The organism is Nocardioides daejeonensis, from assembly GCF_003194585.1.
GTDB classification, from domain to species: domain Bacteria; phylum Actinomycetota; class Actinomycetes; order Propionibacteriales; family Nocardioidaceae; genus Nocardioides; species Nocardioides daejeonensis.
Window position 1 is genome coordinate 475,286 of sequence record NZ_QHKZ01000002.1, and the last position, 20,826, is coordinate 496,111.

The window sequence follows — 20,826 nt, forward strand, 5'->3', positions numbered from 1 at the left end:
GCACCAGGGACACGCCGCCCGGAAGGGTGCCGAGCATGAACACTTCTGCACCCCAGCCGGCCGCGACCCGACCGGCCGACACCCAGCCGGCGCGCTCCGGTCCGTGGCCGCTCTGGGCGGTCGTCGCGGGCGGACTCGGCCTCGCCGCCACCGTCATCTTCGACAGCCGTGCTGACGGCCCCGGCAACGAGCACACCGTGAACGTCTCCGACATGGCCGGCCTCGACCACGTCCCGTTCCGGATCGGCGGCATGATCGGCTACCTGGCCGTCGCCGCGCTGCTCGTGCTTGCCGCGGTCTGGCACCGCCGGGTCACGCAGCGCTTCACCTGGTCCCTCGGCGCTCCGCTGGTCGGCTTCGGGCTGGTCGCCGCGGCAGCGGCCCTGAGCCTGGCCTACGGCTGGAAGGCCGCATTGGGCAACTACATGCACGGCGGGGTCGAGGAGGGCACCTACGACGACCCCGGCCTCTACGTCTACTACGTCATGAACGACTTCAGCCCCTTCATCGGCTGGGTCCCGGTCGCAGCCGCCCTGCTCGGTCTGGGCTGGATGGGCATCCGCGAGAAGCTGCTGCCGCGCGGGATGGGCTCCTTCTGCGGCGGCCTCGGCATCCTGCTCTTCGGGGCCGTCGCCGTCACCGGCGTGCCCGGCCTGCCGTTCGCCGCCGCACTCGGCCTCGCTGTCGCCGGCCTCTGGCTGACCATCGCGCGCTGCCCGATCACGCGCGAAGGCGACTAGGCCGGGGTGGAAACGGCTTAGCACCACCAGGCTCTTCCCGACCGGGGGCGCACGGGGGCGTTACCGGTCGGGAAGAATGCACGGGCACGTGATCCCGCGACTCGAAGGCCCCCGATGACCTCCACCGAGCGACCGCCCACCCCACCGAGCAACACCCTGACCGCCGTGATCGGCTCCACCATCTTCGTGAGCCGCTGGCTCCAGGCACCGCTGTACCTCGGCCTGATCGTGGCCCAGGCGGTCTATGTCGCCCTCTTCTGGAAGGACCTGATCCACCTCATCCAGGAGTTCAACCACCTGGGCGAGGAGGACATCATGCTGATCGTCCTCGGCCTCGTCGACGTGGTGATGATCGCCAACCTGCTGATCATGGTGATCATCGGCGGCTACGAGACGTTCGTCTCCCGCATCAACATGCGGGGCCACCGTGACGAGCCGGAGTGGCTCTCCCACGTCAACCCCAACGTGCTCAAGGTGAAGCTGGCGATGTCGATCATCGGCATCTCCTCGATCCACCTGCTCAAGACCTTCATCGAGGCCCACCACATCGAGCCCGAAGTGATGATGTGGCAGACGATCATCCACATGGCCTTCATCGCCTCGGCGATCGGTCTGGCCTGGATCGACAAGATCAGCGGTACCAGCGACCACTGAGCCCGGCTGTCAGTCCTCGTGCTCGGCGCGAGCCCGCTTGGCCGCGTCCTGGATCTCGAAGAGCTCCGTGGCGAGGCCGCCGAGGGTGCGGGCGACCTCGCGCACCGCGCCCGTGACGACGCCGCCGACCTGCGAGACCGCGTTGATCGTGGCCTCGACGGAGTCCTGCACGGCGTCCTTGCGGATCTCGGCGCGGCTGATGCGGTCTCGTTCGATGCTCATGGTGCCTCCATCCTGAGCCACGCCCCGGTCTCGCGACAAGAGATCCGGGGCGTGGGGCGGCTCACCGCCGTGACGTCGTACGACGTGGCTCAGGCGGCCTGAGCGACGCGGCTCTGCTCGACCGGGGTCTCCGCGCGCTCCCGCTGCCAGGGCAGGCGGTTGGGCAGTGCGAGCCGGAAGATCTTGCGTGCGACCGAGCCGAGCTGCTTGTGCAGCGGTCCGGTGTTGTAGGGCAGGCCGTAGCGCTCGCAGATCTCCTGCACCTCGGCGGCGATCTCCGGGTAGCGCCGGGCCGGGATGTCCGGGAAGAGGTGGTGCTCGATCTGGTGACTCAGGTTGCCGCTCATCACGTGCATCAGCTTCGAGCCACTGATGTTGGCCGAGCCGAGCAGCTGCCGGTAGTACCAACCGCCGCGGGTCTCGTTCTCGGTCTCCTCGATGGTGAAGCTGGAGACACCGGCCGGGAAGTGGCCGCAGAAGATGATGTTGAACGCCCAGATGTTGCGCACCAGGTTGGCCACCGCGTTGCCGGCCAGCGTGGAGACGAAGAACGGCCCGGTGAGCGCCGGGAAGACCAGGTAGTCCTTGAGCGCCTGGTTGCGGATCTTGCGGATCAGGCCGGCGTGCAGGTGCTTCGTCTCGGCCCAGGTCTTCTCCCCCGACATGATCTTGTCGGCCTCGAGGTCGTGCACCGCCACGCCCCACTCGAAGAGCGTCATCAGCAGGAACGCGTAGACCGGGTTGCCCAGGTAGTAGGGGTTCCACTTCTGCTCCGGGTCCATCCGCAGGATGCCGTAGCCGATGTCGCGGTCCTTGTCGAGGATGTTGGTGTAGGTGTGGTGGATGTAGTTGTGGGAGACCTTCCACTGCTCGCTGGGGCAGACGTTGTCCCACTCATACATGCGGGAGCTGAGACCGGGGTCGCCCATCCAGTCGTACTGCCCGTGCATGACGTTGTGGCCGATCTCCATGTTGTCGAGGATCTTGGAGACGCTCAGCGACGCGACGGCCAGCGGCCAGGCCGGCGGCAGGTAGAAGAGCGCCCGGCCGGCAACCTCGAAGCCGCGCTGCGCCTTGACGACGTTGCGGATGTAGCGCGCGTCCTCCTCGCCGAGATCGGCGATCACACGCTGGCGGATCGCGTCCATCTCGGCACCGAACTGCTCCAGCTGCTCGGCGGTGAGCAGGAACTTCTCAGAGGTCTCGCTCGTCTTGCTCGTCTTGCTCATGTCGATTCCTTTTCCGGATCGTCCCTAACAGATTCGTGGTCACAACAGGGAACTGCCACGAATCTGTTAGGGACGATCTCCAAGAGGGGGTGGGGGTCAGAGGGTCACGGAGCAGTCGCCGTCGGGGGCGGAGACGCAGATCCGGATCTCTTCGTCGGGCAGGGAGGAGGTCTCGCCGGTGAGCACGTTGCGCACGGTGCCCTCGGACTTGGTGGCGACGCACGAGAAGCAGATGCCCATCCGGCAGCCGAACTCAGGAGCCAGTCCCAACGCCTCGGCCTGTTCGAGCAGGGTCGCCCCCGTGTTGGGTGCTGCCTTGTCGCTGCGAGTGAAGCTCACCTCGCCGCCGGCCTCCCCGGCAGAGGTGCGCGGGGGCTTGAAGTACTCGACGCGGAGGGCCGGCGACAGCTCGCCCTCGGGCCCCGTGTACGCCGCGCGGACCGCCTCGATCAACGGCGCCGGGCCGCACGCCCAGGTCGGCACGTCGCGGAACTCCGGCACGACGCGACCGAGCCACGCGGGGCTCAGCGCCGGGTCGCCCAGCTCGGGGTGCAGCAGCCGCACGTCGACGCCGTACCCGGAGCGCGCGACCTCGGCGAGCTCCTCGGCGAAGATCTGGTGCTGCGGCGACTGGGCGTAGTGGAGGAAGGTGACCTCACCGCGGTGGGTGCGCCGCTGCAGGGTGCGCAGCATCGACATCACCGGCGTGATGCCGGAGCCACCTGAGATGAGGAGCAGCCGGTCCGGGACCCGGTCCGGCAGGACGAAGTCGCCCTGCGCCTGGGAGAGGTGCAGCAGCTGGCCGACACCCGCCTCGGCGAGGAAGCGGGAGACCACGCCGTCGGGGTTGGCCCGCATCGTGATGGTGAACCGGTCGCCGGGGCCGGACTCGGCGCTGGAGACCGAGAAGACCCGGGTGGTCCGACGGGAACCGGGGATCTCCACGCCGACCTGCACGTGCTGGCCGGCCCGGTGGCCGCGCCAGGTGGAGGTGGGCTGAAGGGTCAGGGTGGTGACGGGCGGGTGGCCGTCGACGGCCACCTCGCGGTGCACCTCGACCACGCGAGCGCGTACCTCGCGGGCCGCCCACATCGGGTTGACCAGTTCGAGGTAGCGGTCCACTCCGTGCGGGGAGGCGAGCGCCTCGACCACGCGGGAGCGGAGCAGAGTCTGGGTGATGCTCATCGAGACACGTCCTCTCGGGATTCAGTGAACATCTGTACACCGAAAATCTGCCGCACCCGGCCACCCCGAGTCAACCAAGGATCGACGTGACCTCGCGCACGGTGCACATCTGTGCACTCAAAACGCTCACTAGACTGCAGCCGTGACCCCCACGCCCGAGCCGGAGAGCCGCCAGGAGAAGAAGGACCGCACCCGGCGGGCCATCCTCGACGCCGCTCTCGACCTGTTGGCCGAGAGCTCCTTCGCCGCCCTGTCACTGCGCCAGCTCACCAAGGCGGTCGGCATCGTGCCCACCGCCTTCTACCGCCACTTCGCCACCCTGGACGAGCTCGGCCTGGCGTTGGTCGACGAGTCCTTCGTGAGCCTGCGCAGCATGCTGTCGGAGGTACGCCGCGGCGACCCCCGGCCGGAGCAGCTCATCGACGCGTCCGTCGACGTGCTGGCCGCCCACCTCGCCGAGGACGTGCCGCACTTCCGGTTCATCTCGCGCGAGCGGTACGGCGGGGCTGGAGCCGTCAGCGGGGCGATCCGCCACGAGCTCGACCTCTTCGAGCGCGAGCTGGCCCGCGACCTCGGACGGATGCCGGAGCTGGGCGCGTGGGGCGCCCGCGACCTCGCTCTCCTCGCCGGGCTCTTCGTCAACCTGATGGTCGCCGCGGCCGGGGAGTTCGTCAGCGCGGACGATCCCCGGGCACGGGCGCGGATCACCGAGACGGTCCGCCACCAGGCGCGGATGGCTGTCGTCGGTGCGGCGGGCTGGTCACCGCTGCCCGACTGACCCCCGCCGGGCAGCGCGACGACGCCGGTGACTCAACGAGCGGTGCCGCGAGCGCCTCCTCCCCGCATCCCGTCCGGAGGCTGGAAGCCGCGCGATCCAGACTCGCGCAGCTGAGTACCCGCCCCCTCGATCGCCGCATCCAGGTCGGCGAGGACGATCCGGTCCCCCGCAGCCAACCCGTCGATGATCTCGACATAGCGGTCGCCGATCCGGCCTACCTGCACCTGGCGGCTCCGCGTCGAGTCACCGGAGCGGAACCGCACCGTCGCCCGCTCCCCGGCGACCGTGACCGCCGAGACCGGCACCCGCAACGCGTCAGCGACCTCACCGACCACCACCTCGACCTGGGCGCTCGCGCCGCTCGGCAGGGACACCACGGGCTCGGGCACCACCACCGTCGCGGCGTACGACGTCACCCCGTCCGCGCTCTCCCCCACTGCGGCGACGGCGCTCACCGTGCCGGTCGCCTGCTCGCTCTGCCCGGGCATCGCGACCCGAGCCTGCTGACCGATCTCCACGTCGGCGACCTGCTCCTCCCTGAGGGCCAGCTCGACCGCGACCTGCTTGCCGGCGAAGATCACCAGGGCGGTCTCGCCCGCGGCGAGCACGTCGCCCTGCGACACGTCGAGCCTGACGACCCGGCCACCACGGGGCGCGCGGACGACCGTCGCCTTCAGGTCCTGGCGAGCGCGGGCCAGGTCAGCGCGAGCCTGGTCGATCGCGGCCTGGTCGAGAGCTAGCTGAGCTGCGGTGACTGCGCGCGTCGACGCCGGCTCCGTTGCCGCGTTCCCGGCATCCCGCGACGGGCCGGTCTCCGACGGACCCGTCGACTGGGAGTCGGCGGACTCCTGGGCGGGCTGTTGCGTCCCCTGGCTTCCGGGTGCGGAAGCGGCGGACCGGACCGCTACCCCCGCCTCGCCGAGCGTCGTGGCCAGATCGGTGATCGCGACCTGCAGGGCGTCCTGCGCGACGGCCGCGTCGCTCTGCGCGGACTGCACCTCGACCAGCGCGGTCGTGCAGGCGGGCGCCAGCTCGGCCGCCTCGGTCACTGCCGCGGCGTCGTCCGGCACCGGCGCACCGTCCGAGGACGTCGCCTCCGTCGAAGGTGCGCCGTCTGTCGGGGACGCACAAGCCTCGGTCTGCCGGGCGAGCGCCGCACGTGCCGTGGTCAGTGCGGCACTCGCCACACTCTGCGCGCCGCTGACCGCCTGCTGCTGCTCAGTCATCCGGGCGATCAGCGCCGGAAGGGTCACCGCGTCGGGTTGGCCGCTCTCGCCCGCCTGGGCGCTCTCGCTCGACTGGGGCTCGGTCGCTGTCGGGTCGGCGGGGGCGGGCGTGCTTGCCGACGTCTCGGTCCGCGCCGCCGCGGCCTCCGTGGCCGAGGCGATCTGGGCCGCCTGGTCCTCGGCCAAGGTCGCCTGCGCCTGCGCCAGGCCGGCGCGGGCGCGCCGGACCGCGGCGCGCGGCTCGGCGCGTTCGAGGGTCACCAGAACCTGGCCGGCCCGCACCCGCTCCTCCTCCGCGATCCGCACGGACGCCACCGTGCCCTCGACTGTGGAGGTCACGTCGGCACGCCTGGCCGCATCGACGGTGCCGGTGAGTGTCATCACCTCCTCGACCGCTCCGTGCTCGACGACCACGGTGCGGAAGCGGCCGCCCTCGTCGTCCCCGGCAGCGGCCATCGTCGTGCCTGCCGCCGCGAGCGCGAGCAACACGGCTCCGAGCACGACCGATCGGCCGCGGGGGCGTCGTACTCGACGGCTCATGCTGGACAGGCTGAACAAGGCAGGCATCTCTCTCCTCCTGGGTGGGTCACTCGCTACGGAGCGCGTCGATGGGCGCCAGGGCAGCGGCCCGGGCCGCCGGGTGCACCCCGAAGCCGATGCCGATCCCGAGCGCGACAAGCAGGGCGGCCAGGGTCGCCGTGACCGACACGGTGACCGGCTGGTCGATCAGCCGGGGCAGGACTGCGGCGGCGCACCAGCCCGTGGCGATGCCCAGCACGCCGCCACCGAGCCCGAGGATGCTGGCCTCGGTGAGGAACTGGCGCCGGATCACCGACGGCGTCGCGCCCAGGGCCTTGCGCAGCCCGATCTCCCGGAACCGCTCGGTGACCGAGACCAGCATGATGTTCATGACCCCGATCCCGCCGACCAGCAACGAGATCGCGGCAACGCCGGCCAGGAGCACGGTCATGGTGCGATTCGTCTCGTTGGCGGTCGCGACCAGGGACTCCTGGGTGCTGACCGTGAAGTCGGGGGTGTCGACCGCGTGCCGGGTGGCGAGCACGGCGGAGATCTCCTGGTAGGCGGCGCTGAGCAACTCCGCCGAGCGGGCCTGGACGTAGATCGTGGTCACGGTCTCCGCGGTACTCCCGTTGATCTGGCGCACCGTCGTCATCGGCGCCAGTGCCTGGTCGTCCTCGCTCTCGGAGACGTCGCCGACTCCGGACTCCCGCAGCACGCCGATGACGGTGAGACCGCGGCCGCTCACCCTGAGCTCCTGCCCGACCGCCTCTGCGGCGCCGCCGAAGAGCTCGTCCGCCGTGTCAGCGGCCAGCACCACCACGGAGGCGGCCTCGGCGACCTCGGTGTCGGTGAAGAACCGTCCCTGTGCCAGGGCCCGGTCGCGCACCACCCGCCAGTCCCGGGTGGTTCCGACCAGGCGCGAGGTCCAGTTGACGCTCCCGGCCGTCAGAGACGCGGCGCCGGAGCTGACCGGTGCGACGGCGGCGATGTCGGGCGCGACAGCGACATCGCCCAGCGCCTCCGCGTCGGTCAGGGTGAGCGTCGTGGCGCTGCCGAAGCCACCGCGGTTGCCGTCGCTGTCGGTGCTGCTTCCCGGCGAGACGATCAGGAGGTTGGCTCCCAACGCGTCGATCTGCGAGCGCACCTTCTCCTGGGCTCCCTGACCGAGACCGACGGTGACGATCACCGAGCTGATCCCGATGACGATGCCGAGCATGGTCAGCGCCGAACGCAGTCGGTGCGCCCGCACTGCCTCGACCGCCGTGCGGAGGTTCTCCAGCCAGCTCATCGAGCCACCCCCGCCCCGGCATCCTCGAGCAGCCCATCGCGCAGGGTCAGCACCCGATCCGCCTCCGCCGCGACCTCCTGCTCGTGGGTGATCAGCACGATGGTGCGCCCCTGGTCGTGCAGCTCCCGGAAGAGCGCCAGCACGTCTGCGGTCGCCCGCGAGTCCAGGTTGCCCGTGGGCTCGTCGGCGAGGACGAGCGCAGGGTCCGTGACCAGGGCACGTGCAATGGCGACGCGCTGCTGCTGACCGCCGGAGAGCTCGCCAGGCCGATGGTCGGCACGGTCGCCGAGCCCCACCCTGGTCAGCGCCACGGTCGCCCGCCGACGACGCTCCAGGGCGGTCACCCCGGCATAGATCAGCGGCAGCTCGACGTTGCGCAGCGCCGTCAGCCCCGGGAGCAGGTGGAACTGCTGGAAGACGAACCCGATCTCCCTGTTGCGCACCGCGGCGAGCTGGGCCTCGTCCATCGCGGCGACGTCCTGGCCGCGCACCAACTGCCGCCCGGAGGTCGGCACGTCGAGGCAGCCGAGGATGTGCATGAGCGTCGACTTCCCGGAGCCGCTGGGTCCGACGACGGCGACGTACTCGCCGGCCACCACCACCGCGTCGATGCCACGGACGGCCTCGACCGCACCGGCACCGGTGGAGTAGGTCTTGCGAACCCCTTGCAGCTCGAGCACCGGGGTGCTCATCGCGTGTCGCCCGGCGAAGACTGCGGTACGCCGCCCTCGGGCATGCCGCCCGGCATCTCGGGGAATCCCGCGGGCGGGTCGCCGGCCGGGAAGCCCCCCGGTTGTTGCCGACCATCGCTACCGCGGCCACCCTGCCGGGAGGCGAGTCGCACCCGCTCTCCCTCACTGAGCCCGTCGACGATCTCCGTCTGCGCACCGCGGACCGAACCCGTCTGGACGCTGCGGCGGTCTCCGTCGGCCAGGAGCACGTAGCTGCCGCCGTCGGCGTCCGTGCGGATCGCCGCGGTCGGCACCGTCAGCGCCTCGCCCTCGTCGCCGACGACGATCGCGACCGCGGCCGACGAACCGACGTAGAGCCCCGTCACGTCCTTCGCGACCCGGAGCTCGACGCCGTACTGGGCCGCACCCGAGCTGCTGATCGTCGCGACCCGGCCTACCCGGGTCACGGTGGCTTGCACTGCCTCGGACGCGCCGGTCACGGTGACCTCGGCCTGCTGCCCTCGCTCGACCTGGTCGATCTGCGCGGCGGCGACGGTCGCACTCACCCGATAGCGGCTCGTGTCGACGACGGTGACGGCTGCCGACGTCTCGTCGGTGGGTGCCGCTCCGCTGCCCACCTGCTCCCCCGCCGCGAAGCCCACCGAGGTCACCGTGCCGCCGTACGGCGCCCGCAGGACGGCGCCCTCGAGCGCCGCCGCGGCCGAGGCGCGGTCGGCGCGGGCAGCCACGAGGGCACTCCGGTCGGCGGCAACACGCGTGGCGTCGCCGGAGGCGGAGTCCGCGACCGTGGCCTCGGCAGCCGCAACGCGCGCCACTGCGGCGTCGTACTCCGCCTGCAACGCCGTCGGGTCGAGCCGCGCGATCACCTGCCCTCGCGTGACCTCGTCACCCGCCTCGACGAGCACCGCGCTCACGGTGCCGGAGCCGGCGAAGGCGAGTTCTTCCTGGCGTCTGGCCTCCAGTGTGCCGCTTCCGGTGACGGTGGCACGGAGCGAGGAGAGAGTGGCGCTGGCCATCACGGTGGCCGTGCCTTGCTCCTCGTCCCCGACCAGGCGCGTCACGCCGAGACCGGCGACGAGCACCAACACCGCAGCCGCGATCCACCAGCGGTGGCGCAGACGGGGCAGACGCACTCTCAGACGGGCAGGCACAGGCATCCTCCTCAGGCGTGGCGGCACCACTCGCCGAGAAGCCTGGAGTGCCTGCCTGTGTCGCGGACCTGCCCGACCTGTGCGCAGCCTGTGTGTCCGGGAGCCGCTGGCTCAGGCGCGTCTGGCCACAGGCTGAAGATCGATCGCCCGCTGCAACAGCGCGACCGCCGCCAGCTGCGAGGGAACGTCCAGCTTGTGCAGCACCGCGCGCACCTGGCTGCGTACCGTGTCCACCGAGACGCCGGCTGCCTCCGATACCTCGGTGACGGTCATGCCCTGGCGCAGGGACTCCAGCACCTCACCCTCGCGGGGGGTCAACAGCTCCAGGCGTGCGAGCAGCTGACGGTGACCCTCCGACCAGCTCTCCCACGCCCGAACGAGTCGGCGTCTCTCCCGGGCGGAGTGCAGCGTGCCCTCGCGGCCCACGCCACGCACCGCCGCCGCCAGCTCCTCCAGACCCACGGTGACCGGCAGCACCCCGGCGGCGCCGGCATCGATCGCGGCCCCCCAGTGCGGCTCCTCCCGCACGCCCCACAGCAGCAGCCAGCGGGTCTGCGGGCTGCTGCGGATCAACCGCAGCATCGACGAGACGTGGCCGCGGTCCAGCACCTCGAGAAGCAACACCGCCTCGTCGCTCCAGGCCGCCACCGCACGACGGAGGCGTCGCACCTCCTCGGGGCGCTGGGTGAGCGGGAAGGCTGCCGTCGCGAACCCGCGCGCCGCCAGCGCGGCGCTCACGGCCTGCGTGGTGAGCAGCTGGTCGCCCACCACGGCCAGCCGGGGCAACGCATCCCGGGAACGCCCCAGATCAACCGGGGACGGCGACGAACACATCGTCGATCACCCCGTTGAACTGGTCGGTCGCCGAGGTCGGCAGCGCGCCGCCGGCGAGCACCTTGGCTCCGATCGCGAAGGGGACGTCGGAGGCGAACTCCACGGTGCCGATGTCGCCACGCTCCTGCCGTTCCTCTCCCTCCGGTGAGCCTGAGACCGGGTCGGTCACCGCCAGGGTCAACAGGCCGCCGACGCGCGTGCACCGTACGGCGAGCCACCGGCCGCGCTCGATCGGTCCCGGCCACGCCACCACCACCGCTCCGTCGCTGCCCGCCACCCGGCAGGACGGGACCCCGTGGTCGAGCTGCAGCTTGAGCTGGGCGGTGTCGGCGAAGAGCCCGCGCTGCATCAGGTTGTCGCCGTTGTCGCTCGGATCGCCCTCGGACACCTCGTCGAGCTGGAAGGTGGCCCCGAAGCTGAAGTCGCGCTCGCCCGGGGAGAGCGCGTCGGCAGTGTCCCAGACCAGGAGCGCCGCTGACGGCGCCTCCGGGCTCCCGCCGTAGGCGGGCAGCCGAAGCGCACCGCCGTCGCCCGCCCCAGGGGCGAGGCGCACGCGGCCGCCGTTGGCCGTTGTCACCTCTGTCCGCACGCGTGCCGACCCGGCGTTGCGCACGTCGGGAAGCACGCTGCCGAACTCCGCGGTGACGTGGTCGAAGTCGAGCACGATCTCGGCGCTGCTCCCGGCCGACCCGGTCGGCGCCTCGGTAGGAGGCGCCGACCGCTCTGGCGAGCCCGCTGTCGCACCGCACGCGGCGAGCGGCAGCAGGGCCATCAGGCACAGGTACGGCGCGCGCACGGCGGACTCACCCCAGCGCCAGGAGCACGCTGAACATGACCACCCGGGTGGCGGCAGGGTCGGTGACCGCCGTCCGGCCGGCAACGGGACCCGCCGGTTCGTCCGTGGCGCTGTCGGCGGCGACGGCGTAGATGCCGCCGCCACCTGCGCCCTGCGAGGCGCTCCGGCCCGTCATCGAGCCCGGAAGCGCCCAGCTCGTCTGCTCCGACGACTTGGCCGCCCAGTAGGTGTGCAGCCAGCCCGGCGCCGGCGAGGTCAGCGCCGGGGCGGTGTGCGGCGCCGCACTGGCCGTATCGATCGCGGAGCCGTGCGCGGCGACCGTGACCTCCGCCCCCGTCGCCCGGTAGGCGCTGATGCTCAGGTCAGCCTTCGCGATCCCCGAGAGCTGCACCGAGACCACCGACCCGGCGTCGGCTGCCGTTGCGCGGCGCGTCCACAGCCGGCCCTGCACGTTGCTGCCGGACTGGGCCTCGACCTGCGTCCAGCCACCGGGATCGGCGATCGACGGGCCGGTGGTGTTGACCGTCATCTCCAGCAGCAGCAGGTCGCCGGCCTCGACGGCGGCCGGCACGGTGACCCGGTGCACGGTCGCGTTGGCATTCGCCGATGCCGCGGCGGCGAACGCGATCGCGGCTGCCGGTGCCGCCTGCACCTGGACCTGGTGGGTGACCTGCGCGACCGCTCCGTCATCGTCCGTGACGGTCAGGGTCACCGGATACTGGCCCGCCGCCGCGAACGTGTGACCGACCGTCGTCCCGCTCCCACTGCCGCCGTCCCCGAAGTCCCAGGCGCGGCTGACGACCTCGCCATCGGGATCCTCCGTGCCCGCGGAGTCGAAGGTGCAGGCCAGGTGGACGCAGGAGGAGGTGAAGGCGGCCTGAGGCGGCTGGTTGGGACCCGCGCCGTGGCCGGAGGCGTCCTGGAAGAGCACATGCGCGCGACCACTCCAGACGACGCCGTCGACGCCCGGCCCCGAGCGCACGCTCGCGGTGCCGGCGACCGGCCGACCGGACTGCGCGCCTTGCGCCCAGTCGATCCGGCGCAGCGCACCGTCCGGAGTAGCCCAGTAGAGGGCGTCGCCGGTGCCGAACATGCCGCGCACCTGGGCGAAGTCGATGCCCCCCACGTTGCCGGAGGCGACCAGCCGCTTGGCACCCACCACGCCGCTCTGGGCCGTGAAGTAGCGGTAGTAGAGCTGGTTGCTTCCGGTGAGGGTGAAGTAGAGCCGGCCGGAGTCGTAGAAGAGGCCCGTCATCCGCGAGACGTCGGAGCGCCAGTCGGTGAACGGCACGACCAGCTCGCTGCCGTTGACCGCCTCGGCCGCGCCGAAGGTCGTCCCGTCGAAGCTGCGCCGGACGAACTGGCCGTCGGACTGGGCGAGGTAGAGCCAGCCGTTGAGCATGAACGCCCCGCGCACCGCGTTCCAGTCGATGCCGGCGCCCGGCACCGCCGCTGCCGCACCGACTGTCGTCAGCGTCACCGGGCGGCGTACCACTCCGGTGGCACCGATCGAGTAGACGTCGTTGGGCAGCTGCGGCGTGCTGGTCGCCGGGAAGACCAGGCCGTCCGGGCGCATCCGGGCGATGCGGCTCTTCAGCTGGTAGTTGCCGATCCGGTCGGTGTCGGAGGCGACCCACAGGCCCTGCGGGGTGTCGAGGAAGTCGAAGACCCCAACCCCCTTGGTGCGCCCCGGGTTCCAGGAGAACGGCAGGCCGTTGATCGGGTCGAGAGCAGCGATCCCCTCGCGCGCCACCGCGCCCTGGCCGGCGTTGTCGCCTCGGAACGCGTTGTTCTGCCAGCGGAAGTGGCCCCCGACGTAGACCACCGCATCGGTGACCTCGACGCCGTACGTGGTGTCGCCACCGGTGTAGTCCACCCAGGAGGGCTGCACCGCGGCGCCGGAGGCTCCGGTCTCCCAGCGGGCCGTGGTGTCGCAGGGCGCGTTGCTGCCGCCGTAGGCGCCGGTGGTGGAGACCACGAAGAAGGAGCCGTCGGGGGCGAAGTCGATGTCGCGCATGTAGCTGTCGAACGACTGCGAGCAGGCCTGCGTGTAGAAGCTGGTGCGGAAGTCGGCGGGGGCCGCCGCGGCACCGCCGACATCCAGCATCAGGAGCTGGTGGCTGGTGACGCCCTCCAGCGTGTCGAAGTTGCCGACCGCGACCAGGCGGTCACCAGAGGGGGTGATGTCGAACTTCAACACCTGGGTCACGCCGTCGTTGTGGATGCCGGCGACGGCCAGGCTCATGAACGGTGTGCGTGCACCGGTGGTGGGGTCCAACGTGGCGAGCGCGCGTTGGGCCTTGCCCCCGACGTGGGTGAAGGCGCCGCCGATCCACAGACGTCCGCGCGACATCCCGAGGTCGCGAATCTGCCCCGAGACGGTGCCCGCGTTGAAGGTCGACACGACCGATCCGTCGGAGATCCGGATCCGGGCGATCCGGTTGCGCGCGACGCCGCCGATGCTGGTGAAGTTTCCTGCCACGTAGACCGTCTGGCCGTCCCCTGCGTCGAGCACCTTCTGCACGGTGCCGTTGGGGTCGGGGGTGAACCCGGTGCGGATGACACCGGTGTTGGCGTCGAACGCCAGCAGGTTGCTGCGCGTCAGCACGGTCTGCGACCCGTCGTTGCGGGCCGTGTCGAACGTGCCGCCCAGGAGCACCGTGTCCCCGACGCGGGTCACGGAGAGCACGCGGCCGTCGAGGACGTGGGGAGTCCCGCTCGCCGCGACCTCGCTGGCGAGTCGACCGCCGGGAGTCGAGGCAGCGGTCGCCGGCAGCGCTGCGCACACCGGAAGGAACAACACGAGGACCGGCAAGATGATGGAGAGAGATCTACGCATGAGGGGTAACGCACCCTTCGCCGAGTGGACAGCCCGAGGTGGACGACTCGACGCTAGGAGCCTGTGCTGCCGCTGGTTCCGGGCTGCGGGCGAACTTCCCTCATATCGGTGATCCACGGTGCTCACCGGCCGACCACGACAGCCAGGTCGACGGTGCGTTCGACGCCCCGCACCCGCGCCTTCGGCAGCCGGTAGCGGCCCGCTGCGACCGGCGCTGCCGTGTCGAGCACCTGAACGCCGGGGTTCGCCGTCTGCGCCAGCCGTCGGCTGAGCAGCCGATCCGGTCTCCCCCACCGCACCTTGGGCCCCCCGGCGGTGGCCACGAAGCGGAGCACCCAGGAGCCGTAGCCCGCAACCGGCGTCGGCGCACGGGTGCCGCGACGGCCGCCCGACGTCGTGCTGTGCCGGGCCTGGACCCTGAGGTCGCCATCGGCCGAGCGCAGCACGACCAGGGTGAGTCGCAGGGCGCGACGGCGCGACGTCGTGACGGCGATCCGGCCTCCGACCTCACCGGTCGCCAGTCGGTGCGACCAGAGCCCGACCGCCAGCTGCGGCGTACGCACCGCTGCCGCTCGCCGCCAACCGGCGGGCGCAACGAGCCGCGGCTTGCCGGCGCCCGCAGCGTGGAGGAGCACGAGGTCGCCGGGGCGAGCGCTCGCGGGCACCCGCACGCGGAGTCTCTTGGTGTGCGCGCGGCGTACGGTCAGGGGCCGACCGACCGGGTGAAGCGTGTACGGCGCTGCCCCCGTCACGTCAGGCCACGGCCCCGCCCCCACCCCCTCCTGGAGCACGAGCTGCACGGCCCCCTCCGACGCAGGAACCGTCGCACCGGGCAGCACCTGCGCCGCCGCAAGATCCGGACGGGCAGAGGAGGCGGTGCGCCGCCACGGGGCGCTCCACTGCCGACCCGACGCGTCGAGCCAGTGCAGGTGCTCGCCCGCCAGGAACATGCCGCGCATCGTGGCGTACGGCGCCCCCTCGCCCCCGAGATCGGCGACGGCCCGTCGGGCACCCACCACGCCGCCGGCCGGCGAGAAGGCCCGGGTCCATAGGCGTGGGTCGCCGGCCAGGGTGTAGTAGACCCGGCCCGCGTCGTACACCAGTCCGGTGATCCGGCGGAGCTCGTCGCGCCACTGCGACAACGGAACCGTCCCGTCGGCTGCGGTCGCCGGCTCTGCAGCGCCGAGCCCGTCGCCCTGCCACGGGCTGCGACGCAGTACGGGTGCGTCGACGTCAACGTGGAAGACCTCGCCGTCGAGCACGAAGCCGGCGCGCATGCCCGTGAACGTAGGGCCGGTGGTGAGCTCACCGGCTGCGTCGGCCCCGACGGTGCGGCGGAACCCGGGAGCACCGCTGCCCACCACGTCGGCCGGCAGGGTCGGTTGCCCGACCTGACGGATCGTCCTGCCCGTGGGTCGCATCCGGGCGATCCGACCGCGCAGCTGCCAGTTGATGCGGTCGGTGTCCGAGGCGACCCAGAGCCCGTCCGGGGTGGGCAGGAGGTCGAAGACCCCCACCCCTCGCGTACGGCCCGGGTTCCACGGCAGGGGCAGTCCGTTGAGCGGATCCAGCGCGGCGATGCCGGAGCGAGGGACCGCGCCACTGCCCGCGCGGTTGCGTCCCCACGGGTTGTTGAGCCAGCGGAAGTGCCCACCTACGTAGACAGCCGCGTCGGTCACGACAGCCGCCGTCATCGTGTCGCCGCCCGTCGCCGCCACCCAGGTGGGCGCACGCGTCCCTCCGGCGACCTCGAAGCGCGCCGCCGAGTCGCACGGACTGTCGGGGCCCTCGGCCCCGCCCGTGGTGACGGCGACGAGCCACTCCCCGGAGGGAGCGAAGGCGACATCGCGGAGATAGGTGGTGTTGGCGGAGGAGCACTGCGCCGCATAGAAGTCGGTCCGGAAGCCGGAGAGGCGGGCATGGGTGCCGGCGACGTCGAGCACGGCAAGCTGACGACGGGATGCGCCCTCGACGGTGGTGAAGTTCCCGACCAACGCGACCTGGTCGTCGCGCGCGTCGAGAGCGAGCACCTGGGTCACCCCGCCGTGATGGGTGCCCGCGATCCGCAGTCCCATCTCCGCGGTGAGCCGACCCGTCCCGGGATCCACGGTGGCCAGCGCGCGCCGGGCGCGGCCCGCGACGTGGGTGAACGCGCCGGCCACCCAGAGGCGGTCGCGCACCAGCGCGAGATCGCGGACCTGCCCGGTGATCGCACCGGCATCGAAGGAGCGGACCACCCCGCCGTCCTCCACCCGCAGGCGGGCGAGATTCTGGCGACGGACACCGCTGACGGTGCGGAAGTCGCCGGCGATGTAGACCGTCTGCCCGTCACCGGCAGCGAGCACCGTCGAGACGGGGCCGTCGACCACGGGCGCGAAGGCCGGCAGGACACGACCGGTCGCGGCATCGAAGGCGACCAGGTTGCGTCGACGCAGCACCCTCCCGGTGACGTGGTCGCGGACCCGACGGAAGTCGCCGCCGAGCACCATGGTGTCGCCGGCCCGCGTCACCGACTCCACGCGGCCGTCCAGGACGTCCGGGGTGTCACGGACCGCCACCTCCCCGGCCAGCTGGCCGCCGCCGACCACCGGCGGGTCGGGGGGCGGGTCGGCCACGGCGGGCGGTGGCAGGAGAGTCGCGAGACAGATCGTGGTGAGCACGAGAGCGACGCGGCAGCGCATAGTGACCTCCGGAGCCGGTCGGCGTCCCCCCACGGGCGCCGGCGTGCCTCCACGAGACCAGTGATCGCCCGGGTTGGGCGGTCCGGACAACACAGATCCCCCAAATCGGTGACGTGCCGGCGGCCTCGTCGGCGTTGTCTTGTGCCTGTGTCGTCGGGGGTTGTGCAGCAGGGTGGTCGGTGGACAGCGCCGACCCGGCTGCTCGCCGTCCTCTTTCTCGGGTATCCGCTCTGGTGGGTGCTCGGCCTCGCGGCAGTGGTCCCGATCGCGGTGGCCGCGGCCGCAGCTCTCCGGCTGCACGGACGGCGGCTGGGTCCTGCTACGCAAGTCCGTGGCCCGCTGCGACTGCCAAGGCCTTCGCGACAGGAGCTGGACCTGCCACCGGGTGCGGTGCCGTGGCTCCTCTTCCTGCTATGCGTCGCGGGTGGCGTCCTGGTGCTCGGCACCGACGCGCCGGGCGCGGTGCCGGGCGGCTTCGGCTCCGGTCGCCTGCTGGTCTTCGGCTACCGCCTGGCGTGGTACCTCGCCTGCACCGCCCTGCTCCTCTGGTTGGTGAACACCTCCCGATCGCGTCTGCCGGACCGGACCGTCCACGGCATCGTCGGGAGCCTCTGCCTGGTGGCCACCGTCGGCGGCCTCATCGGCATGGCGTGGCCCCATCTGGCCTTCACCTCGCCGGTCGAGGCGGTGCTCCCGCACGGCCTGCGCAGCAATGCCTTCGTCGGTTCTCTGGTGCATCCGGAGGTCGCCGATGTGCAGCAGGTGCTGGGACGCGCGGAGGCACGGCCGAAGGCACCGTTCGCCTTCACCAACACCTGGGGCAGCGTGCTCGCGCTCTCGACCGTGTACGTCGTCGCCTGGGCAGGCGGCCGCGGACGGGCGGCACGGGTCGGGGTCGCGGCGCTGCTGCTGGTCGCACTGGTGCCCGCTGTGCACTCCCTCAACCGGGGACTCTGGGCCTGCCTGCTGCTCGGCGCACTGGCCGGCACTGCGCTGGCCCTGCGCCGCGGACGCGGCCGGCACCTGCTGGTCGGCGCGGTGGTCGTCGGCCTGGTCGGCCTGGTGCTGCTCGGCCCGTTGGTCAGCATCGTCGGCGAGCGGCTCGCCCACCAACACAGCAACGAACGCCGAGGGAGCCTGGCCGCGACCACGATCTCGTCGGTGACCTCGGGCTCACCCATCATCGGCTTCGGGAGCACCCGCGACGTGCAGGGCAGCTTCGCCTCGATCGCCGGGGGTTCGCGGCCCGACTGCCCCGCCTGCGGCGTACCACCGCTCGGCACGCAGGGCCATCTCTGGCTGGTGCTCTTCTCGCAGGGCTGGTTGGGGGTCGCGCTCTTCCTGAGCACGCTGGCGTGCGCCCTGGCCCGCTGTTGGCGCTGCCGTACCACCAACGAGACGCTCGCCACGGTGGTGCTGGCGATGTTCGCCGTCCAGCTCTTCGTCTACGACACCCTCGGTCTGCCACTCCTGATGGTCGCGATCGCGGTCGGGCTGGTCGCGCGCGAGCAGCGCGGGAGTCGCCCGCTGGGGGCGTTGCGCACCGGTCGCCAGCTCCGGGAGCGGCTCCGGACGGCGGCCCCCGCGACCGTCGCCCTGGTCGCGCTCGGGGCCGCTGGTGCGGCCGTTGCCGCCCATCCGGCTGCTCCACGCGATCAGGCCACGCGCGTGCACGTCGCCCTCACGCTGCCGCCCGATCCGTACTCGGTGCCGGCCGTGACCGATCTGGTCGAGAGCAGGACACTTCCCCGGCGCGAGCTGCGCATGACGCTGGATACCGAGGCAGCGCTGCTTCTCTCCGAGCGCACGTTGAGCAACGCCGCTGCCACGCTCGGGACCCAGGATCCCGGCGTCACGGTGCCGCTGCTCCGCGACTCGATCGGTCTCGCTGCCGAGCCGCACACCCAGATCCTCCTCGTCACCGCACGGGCGGGGAGCGCCGCAGCGTCGCGGGCCCGCGCGCTCGCCGTCGTGGACTCCTACCTGGCGACGCGGCGGAGCTACGTCAGCGAGCGCCGCAACGACCTGCTCGCCCGACTCCGGCAGGACCTGCGCCGGGTCCTCCCGTGGGACCAGTCCAGCCAGGTCCTGATCGGCCGACTCACCAGTGCCGACGCCCGGGTGCGGGCGACGCCGGACGACGTCGGCCGGGTGGTCGCCGTCGACCCGGCCCGCACCGTGCCCGGCGACCTGGCCGTGCGCACCACCAGCGGAGCGGCGCTCGGCCTGCTGGTCGGAGCGGGCCTCACCGCGGTACGCCGACGCCGGACGCACGCGTACGAAGGAGGGTCACGATGACGATGACCACCGCAGGACCGCCACGGATGATCTGGGCCCGGCTGGCTGTCGACCCGCTCGCCCGCCCGCTGGCGCACCGCCTGGCACCGCTCCCGGGCGTCACCCCCAACCGGATCACCGCGATGGCGTTCGGACTCGCCCTCGGTGCGGCCGCCTGCTTCGCGACCGGCTCCTACCGTTGGGGTGGGCTGCTCTTCCTCGCGCGCTACTTCTTCGACTGCGTCGACGGGATGGTGGCCCGAGAGCAGGGCACCGGTTCGGCGCGCGGCGCCGCCCTCGACATCTCCGCCGACGTGGTGGGCACCCACGTGGTGGCGGCCCTGCTCACCTGGCGGCTCCTCACCGACGGCCACCTCGCCCCCGGTCCGGCGCTGGGCCTGCTCGCCCTGCTCGGCATCCACAACTGGGCGCTGGGGCACCGCAAGCACCTGGCCGAGCGTGCCGGGCTCGGCGACGGCGGCTTCGACCATCGATGGCACCTGCCCGGCCTGCGTGCCTGGACGGCGTACGCCGACCGGCTCGGCATGGCCGCCTTCCCCTGGGTCCTGGAAGTCGAGATCATCGTCTTCGGTCTCGCCCCGCTGCTGCTGCCGGCCGACCTGCTGGCCTGGTCCGTCTGGTTCGGCTGTGCCGGCTACGGCGTCGTCGCCCTGGTCACGCTCGGGCGCATCCAGCGGATCGCCGCACGAGAGCCCCGGGAGCTGCCGTGACCACTCCTGACGTCGACGTCGTCGTCTGCACCCGCAACAGGCCCGCACTGCTGCGGGAGGCGCTGGCCGCCATCAGGGCCCAGGACTACCCGGGCCGGGTCACCACCTACGTGGTGTTCGACGGCGGGGACCCGGAGCACGCCCTGGAGCGGACGGAGACCCACCGAGCGGTGCGGGTGCTCGGCAACAGCCACTCCCCCGGCCTGGCTGGCGGTCGCAACACCGGGATCCTGGCCGGCGCCGCCCCCCTGGTCGCCTTCTGCGACGACGACGACCTCTGGCTCCCCCGGAAGCTCTCCGCACAGACCGCCAGCCTCGCCCGCGACGCCACCGACACCGCGGTGTCCGGCATCGTGGTCCGCTACGCCGACCGGCGGGTGATCCGGGTGCCCCAGTCGAGGGACCTCGAGCTGCGCACGCTGGTACGCCGCCGCGTCATGGAGGCGCATCCCTCCACGGTGCTGGTGCGGCGCACGGCACTCGCCGGCATCGGCCTGGTGGACGAGGAGATCCCCGGCAGCTACGGCGAGGACTTCGACTGGATCATCCGGGCCGCCCAGCACGGGCCGATCACCGTCGTCCCCGAGCCGCTGGTCGAGGTGCGCTGGGGCATGTCGCAGTTCTCCCAGGACTGGGCAGTGATCGCTGCCGCCATCGACTACGGGCTCGCCAAGCATGCCGTCTTCCACGAGGATCCGGCGGCGCTGGCGCGACTGTTGGGCCGCAAGGCCTTCGCCGAGGCGGCACTGCGGCGCCCCGGCGCACTCCGCTCAGCGGCCCGCGCACTGCGGACCCGAGCGGCCGAGCCGCGGGCCTACCTCGCCGCCGCCGTGGCTCTGCGGTTGATCTCGGCCCGCCGCCTGATGGATCTCGCACACCGACGGGGGCATGGCATCTGAACTGATCATGTGACTCAATTCACACGTCGTCGCGTACCCAGTATTGGGTAGGCGGTGGTGCCACGCCGCCCTGGCGGCCCCT

Annotated in this window: 17 protein-coding genes; 6 read left to right on the forward strand and 11 right to left on the reverse strand. The window is 72.2% G+C overall.

Annotated elements, in window-relative coordinates:
* Nucleotides 1-35: 35 nt before the first annotated feature.
* Together DNK54_RS07015 and DNK54_RS07020 are read left to right on the forward strand one after the other, a co-directional pair.
* Complete coding sequence (locus DNK54_RS07015) at nucleotides 36-740, forward strand: hypothetical protein (protein ID WP_110206222.1); 705 nt, start codon at nucleotides 36-38, stop codon at nucleotides 738-740.
* Between the two features lie 114 nt (nucleotides 741-854).
* Nucleotides 855-1,394, forward strand: a complete 540-nt coding sequence (locus tag DNK54_RS07020; RefSeq protein ID WP_110206223.1) for a TIGR00645 family protein — start codon at nucleotides 855-857, stop codon at nucleotides 1,392-1,394.
* A 9-nt stretch (nucleotides 1,395-1,403) separates the two neighbouring features.
* On the opposite strand, the gene DNK54_RS07025 is transcribed toward DNK54_RS07020, so the two are convergent.
* From DNK54_RS07025 to DNK54_RS07035, 3 genes are all read right to left on the reverse strand, one after another.
* Nucleotides 1,404-1,616, reverse strand: a complete 213-nt coding sequence (locus DNK54_RS07025; protein WP_110206224.1) for a hypothetical protein — start codon at nucleotides 1,614-1,616, stop codon at nucleotides 1,404-1,406.
* Nucleotides 1,617-1,705: 89 nt separating this feature from the next.
* Complete coding sequence (locus DNK54_RS07030; RefSeq protein ID WP_110206225.1) at nucleotides 1,706-2,845, reverse strand: fatty acid desaturase family protein; 1,140 nt, start codon at nucleotides 2,843-2,845, stop codon at nucleotides 1,706-1,708.
* A gap of 96 nt (nucleotides 2,846-2,941) precedes the next feature.
* Nucleotides 2,942-4,030 (reverse strand): ferredoxin reductase, encoded by a 1,089-nt coding sequence (locus tag DNK54_RS07035; protein ID WP_110206226.1) that lies wholly within the window; start codon nucleotides 4,028-4,030, stop codon nucleotides 2,942-2,944.
* Between the two features lie 142 nt (nucleotides 4,031-4,172).
* Between DNK54_RS07035 and DNK54_RS07040 the strand changes: the two genes are divergently transcribed.
* Nucleotides 4,173-4,808: a TetR family transcriptional regulator gene (locus DNK54_RS07040; protein ID WP_110206227.1), complete on the forward strand. Its 636-nt coding sequence runs from the start codon at nucleotides 4,173-4,175 to the stop codon at nucleotides 4,806-4,808.
* 32 nt (nucleotides 4,809-4,840) lie between these two features.
* Here the strand turns inward: DNK54_RS07040 and DNK54_RS07045 are convergent, their stop codons facing one another.
* The 8 genes from DNK54_RS07045 to DNK54_RS07080 all read right to left on the reverse strand — a co-directional run bounded on the left by DNK54_RS07045 (nucleotide 4,841) and on the right by DNK54_RS07080 (nucleotide 16,837).
* Nucleotides 4,841-6,574 carry a permuted SH3 domain-containing protein gene (locus DNK54_RS07045; protein ID WP_162602330.1) on the reverse strand — a complete coding sequence of 578 codons (1,734 nt, stop codon included), beginning with the start codon at nucleotides 6,572-6,574 and terminating at the stop codon, nucleotides 4,841-4,843.
* A 46-nt stretch (nucleotides 6,575-6,620) separates the two neighbouring features.
* Nucleotides 6,621-7,844, reverse strand: coding sequence for an ABC transporter permease (locus tag DNK54_RS07050; RefSeq protein WP_110206229.1), 1,224 nt, complete (start codon nucleotides 7,842-7,844; stop codon nucleotides 6,621-6,623).
* Nucleotides 7,841-8,536, reverse strand: a complete 696-nt coding sequence (locus tag DNK54_RS07055; RefSeq protein WP_110206230.1) for an ABC transporter ATP-binding protein — start codon at nucleotides 8,534-8,536, stop codon at nucleotides 7,841-7,843. The genes DNK54_RS07050 and DNK54_RS07055 overlap by 4 nt, the downstream gene beginning before the upstream one ends.
* Entirely contained in the window at nucleotides 8,533-9,687 is a 1,155-nt protein-coding gene (locus DNK54_RS07060; RefSeq protein WP_162602331.1) for an efflux RND transporter periplasmic adaptor subunit, read from the reverse strand. Before DNK54_RS07060 ends, DNK54_RS07055 begins: the two co-directional genes overlap by 4 nt.
* 111 nt (nucleotides 9,688-9,798) lie before the next feature.
* On the reverse strand, nucleotides 9,799-10,473 hold the full coding sequence (locus tag DNK54_RS07065) for a helix-turn-helix transcriptional regulator (protein ID WP_162602332.1): 675 nt from the start codon (nucleotides 10,471-10,473) through the stop codon (nucleotides 9,799-9,801).
* Nucleotides 10,474-10,495: 22 nt separating this feature from the next.
* Nucleotides 10,496-11,317: a hypothetical protein gene (locus DNK54_RS07070; protein ID WP_110206233.1), complete on the reverse strand. Its 822-nt coding sequence runs from the start codon at nucleotides 11,315-11,317 to the stop codon at nucleotides 10,496-10,498.
* Nucleotides 11,318-11,324: 7 nt separating this feature from the next.
* Entirely contained in the window at nucleotides 11,325-14,156 is a 2,832-nt protein-coding gene (locus tag DNK54_RS07075) for a PKD domain-containing protein (RefSeq protein WP_110206234.1), read from the reverse strand.
* 122 nt (nucleotides 14,157-14,278) lie between these two features.
* Nucleotides 14,279-16,837, reverse strand: a complete 2,559-nt coding sequence (locus tag DNK54_RS07080; protein WP_110206235.1) for a hypothetical protein — start codon at nucleotides 16,835-16,837, stop codon at nucleotides 14,279-14,281.
* Between the two features lie 147 nt (nucleotides 16,838-16,984).
* Here DNK54_RS07080 and DNK54_RS07085 point away from each other — a divergent pair, with 147 nt between their 5' ends.
* From DNK54_RS07085 to DNK54_RS07095, 3 genes are read left to right on the forward strand one after another with little or no spacing between them, the layout of a single operon-like run.
* The gene (locus DNK54_RS07085; RefSeq protein ID WP_162602333.1) at nucleotides 16,985-19,135 is read left to right on the forward strand and encodes a hypothetical protein; all 2,151 of its coding nucleotides are present in this window, start codon (nucleotides 16,985-16,987) and stop codon (nucleotides 19,133-19,135) included.
* The gene (locus DNK54_RS07090; protein WP_110206237.1) at nucleotides 19,132-19,845 is read left to right on the forward strand and encodes a CDP-alcohol phosphatidyltransferase family protein; all 714 of its coding nucleotides are present in this window, start codon (nucleotides 19,132-19,134) and stop codon (nucleotides 19,843-19,845) included. Before DNK54_RS07085 ends, DNK54_RS07090 begins: the two co-directional genes overlap by 4 nt.
* The gene (locus tag DNK54_RS07095) at nucleotides 19,842-20,744 is read left to right on the forward strand and encodes a glycosyltransferase family 2 protein (RefSeq protein WP_110206238.1); all 903 of its coding nucleotides are present in this window, start codon (nucleotides 19,842-19,844) and stop codon (nucleotides 20,742-20,744) included. The genes DNK54_RS07090 and DNK54_RS07095 overlap by 4 nt, the downstream gene beginning before the upstream one ends.
* The last annotated feature ends 82 nt before the right edge of the window (nucleotides 20,745-20,826 follow it).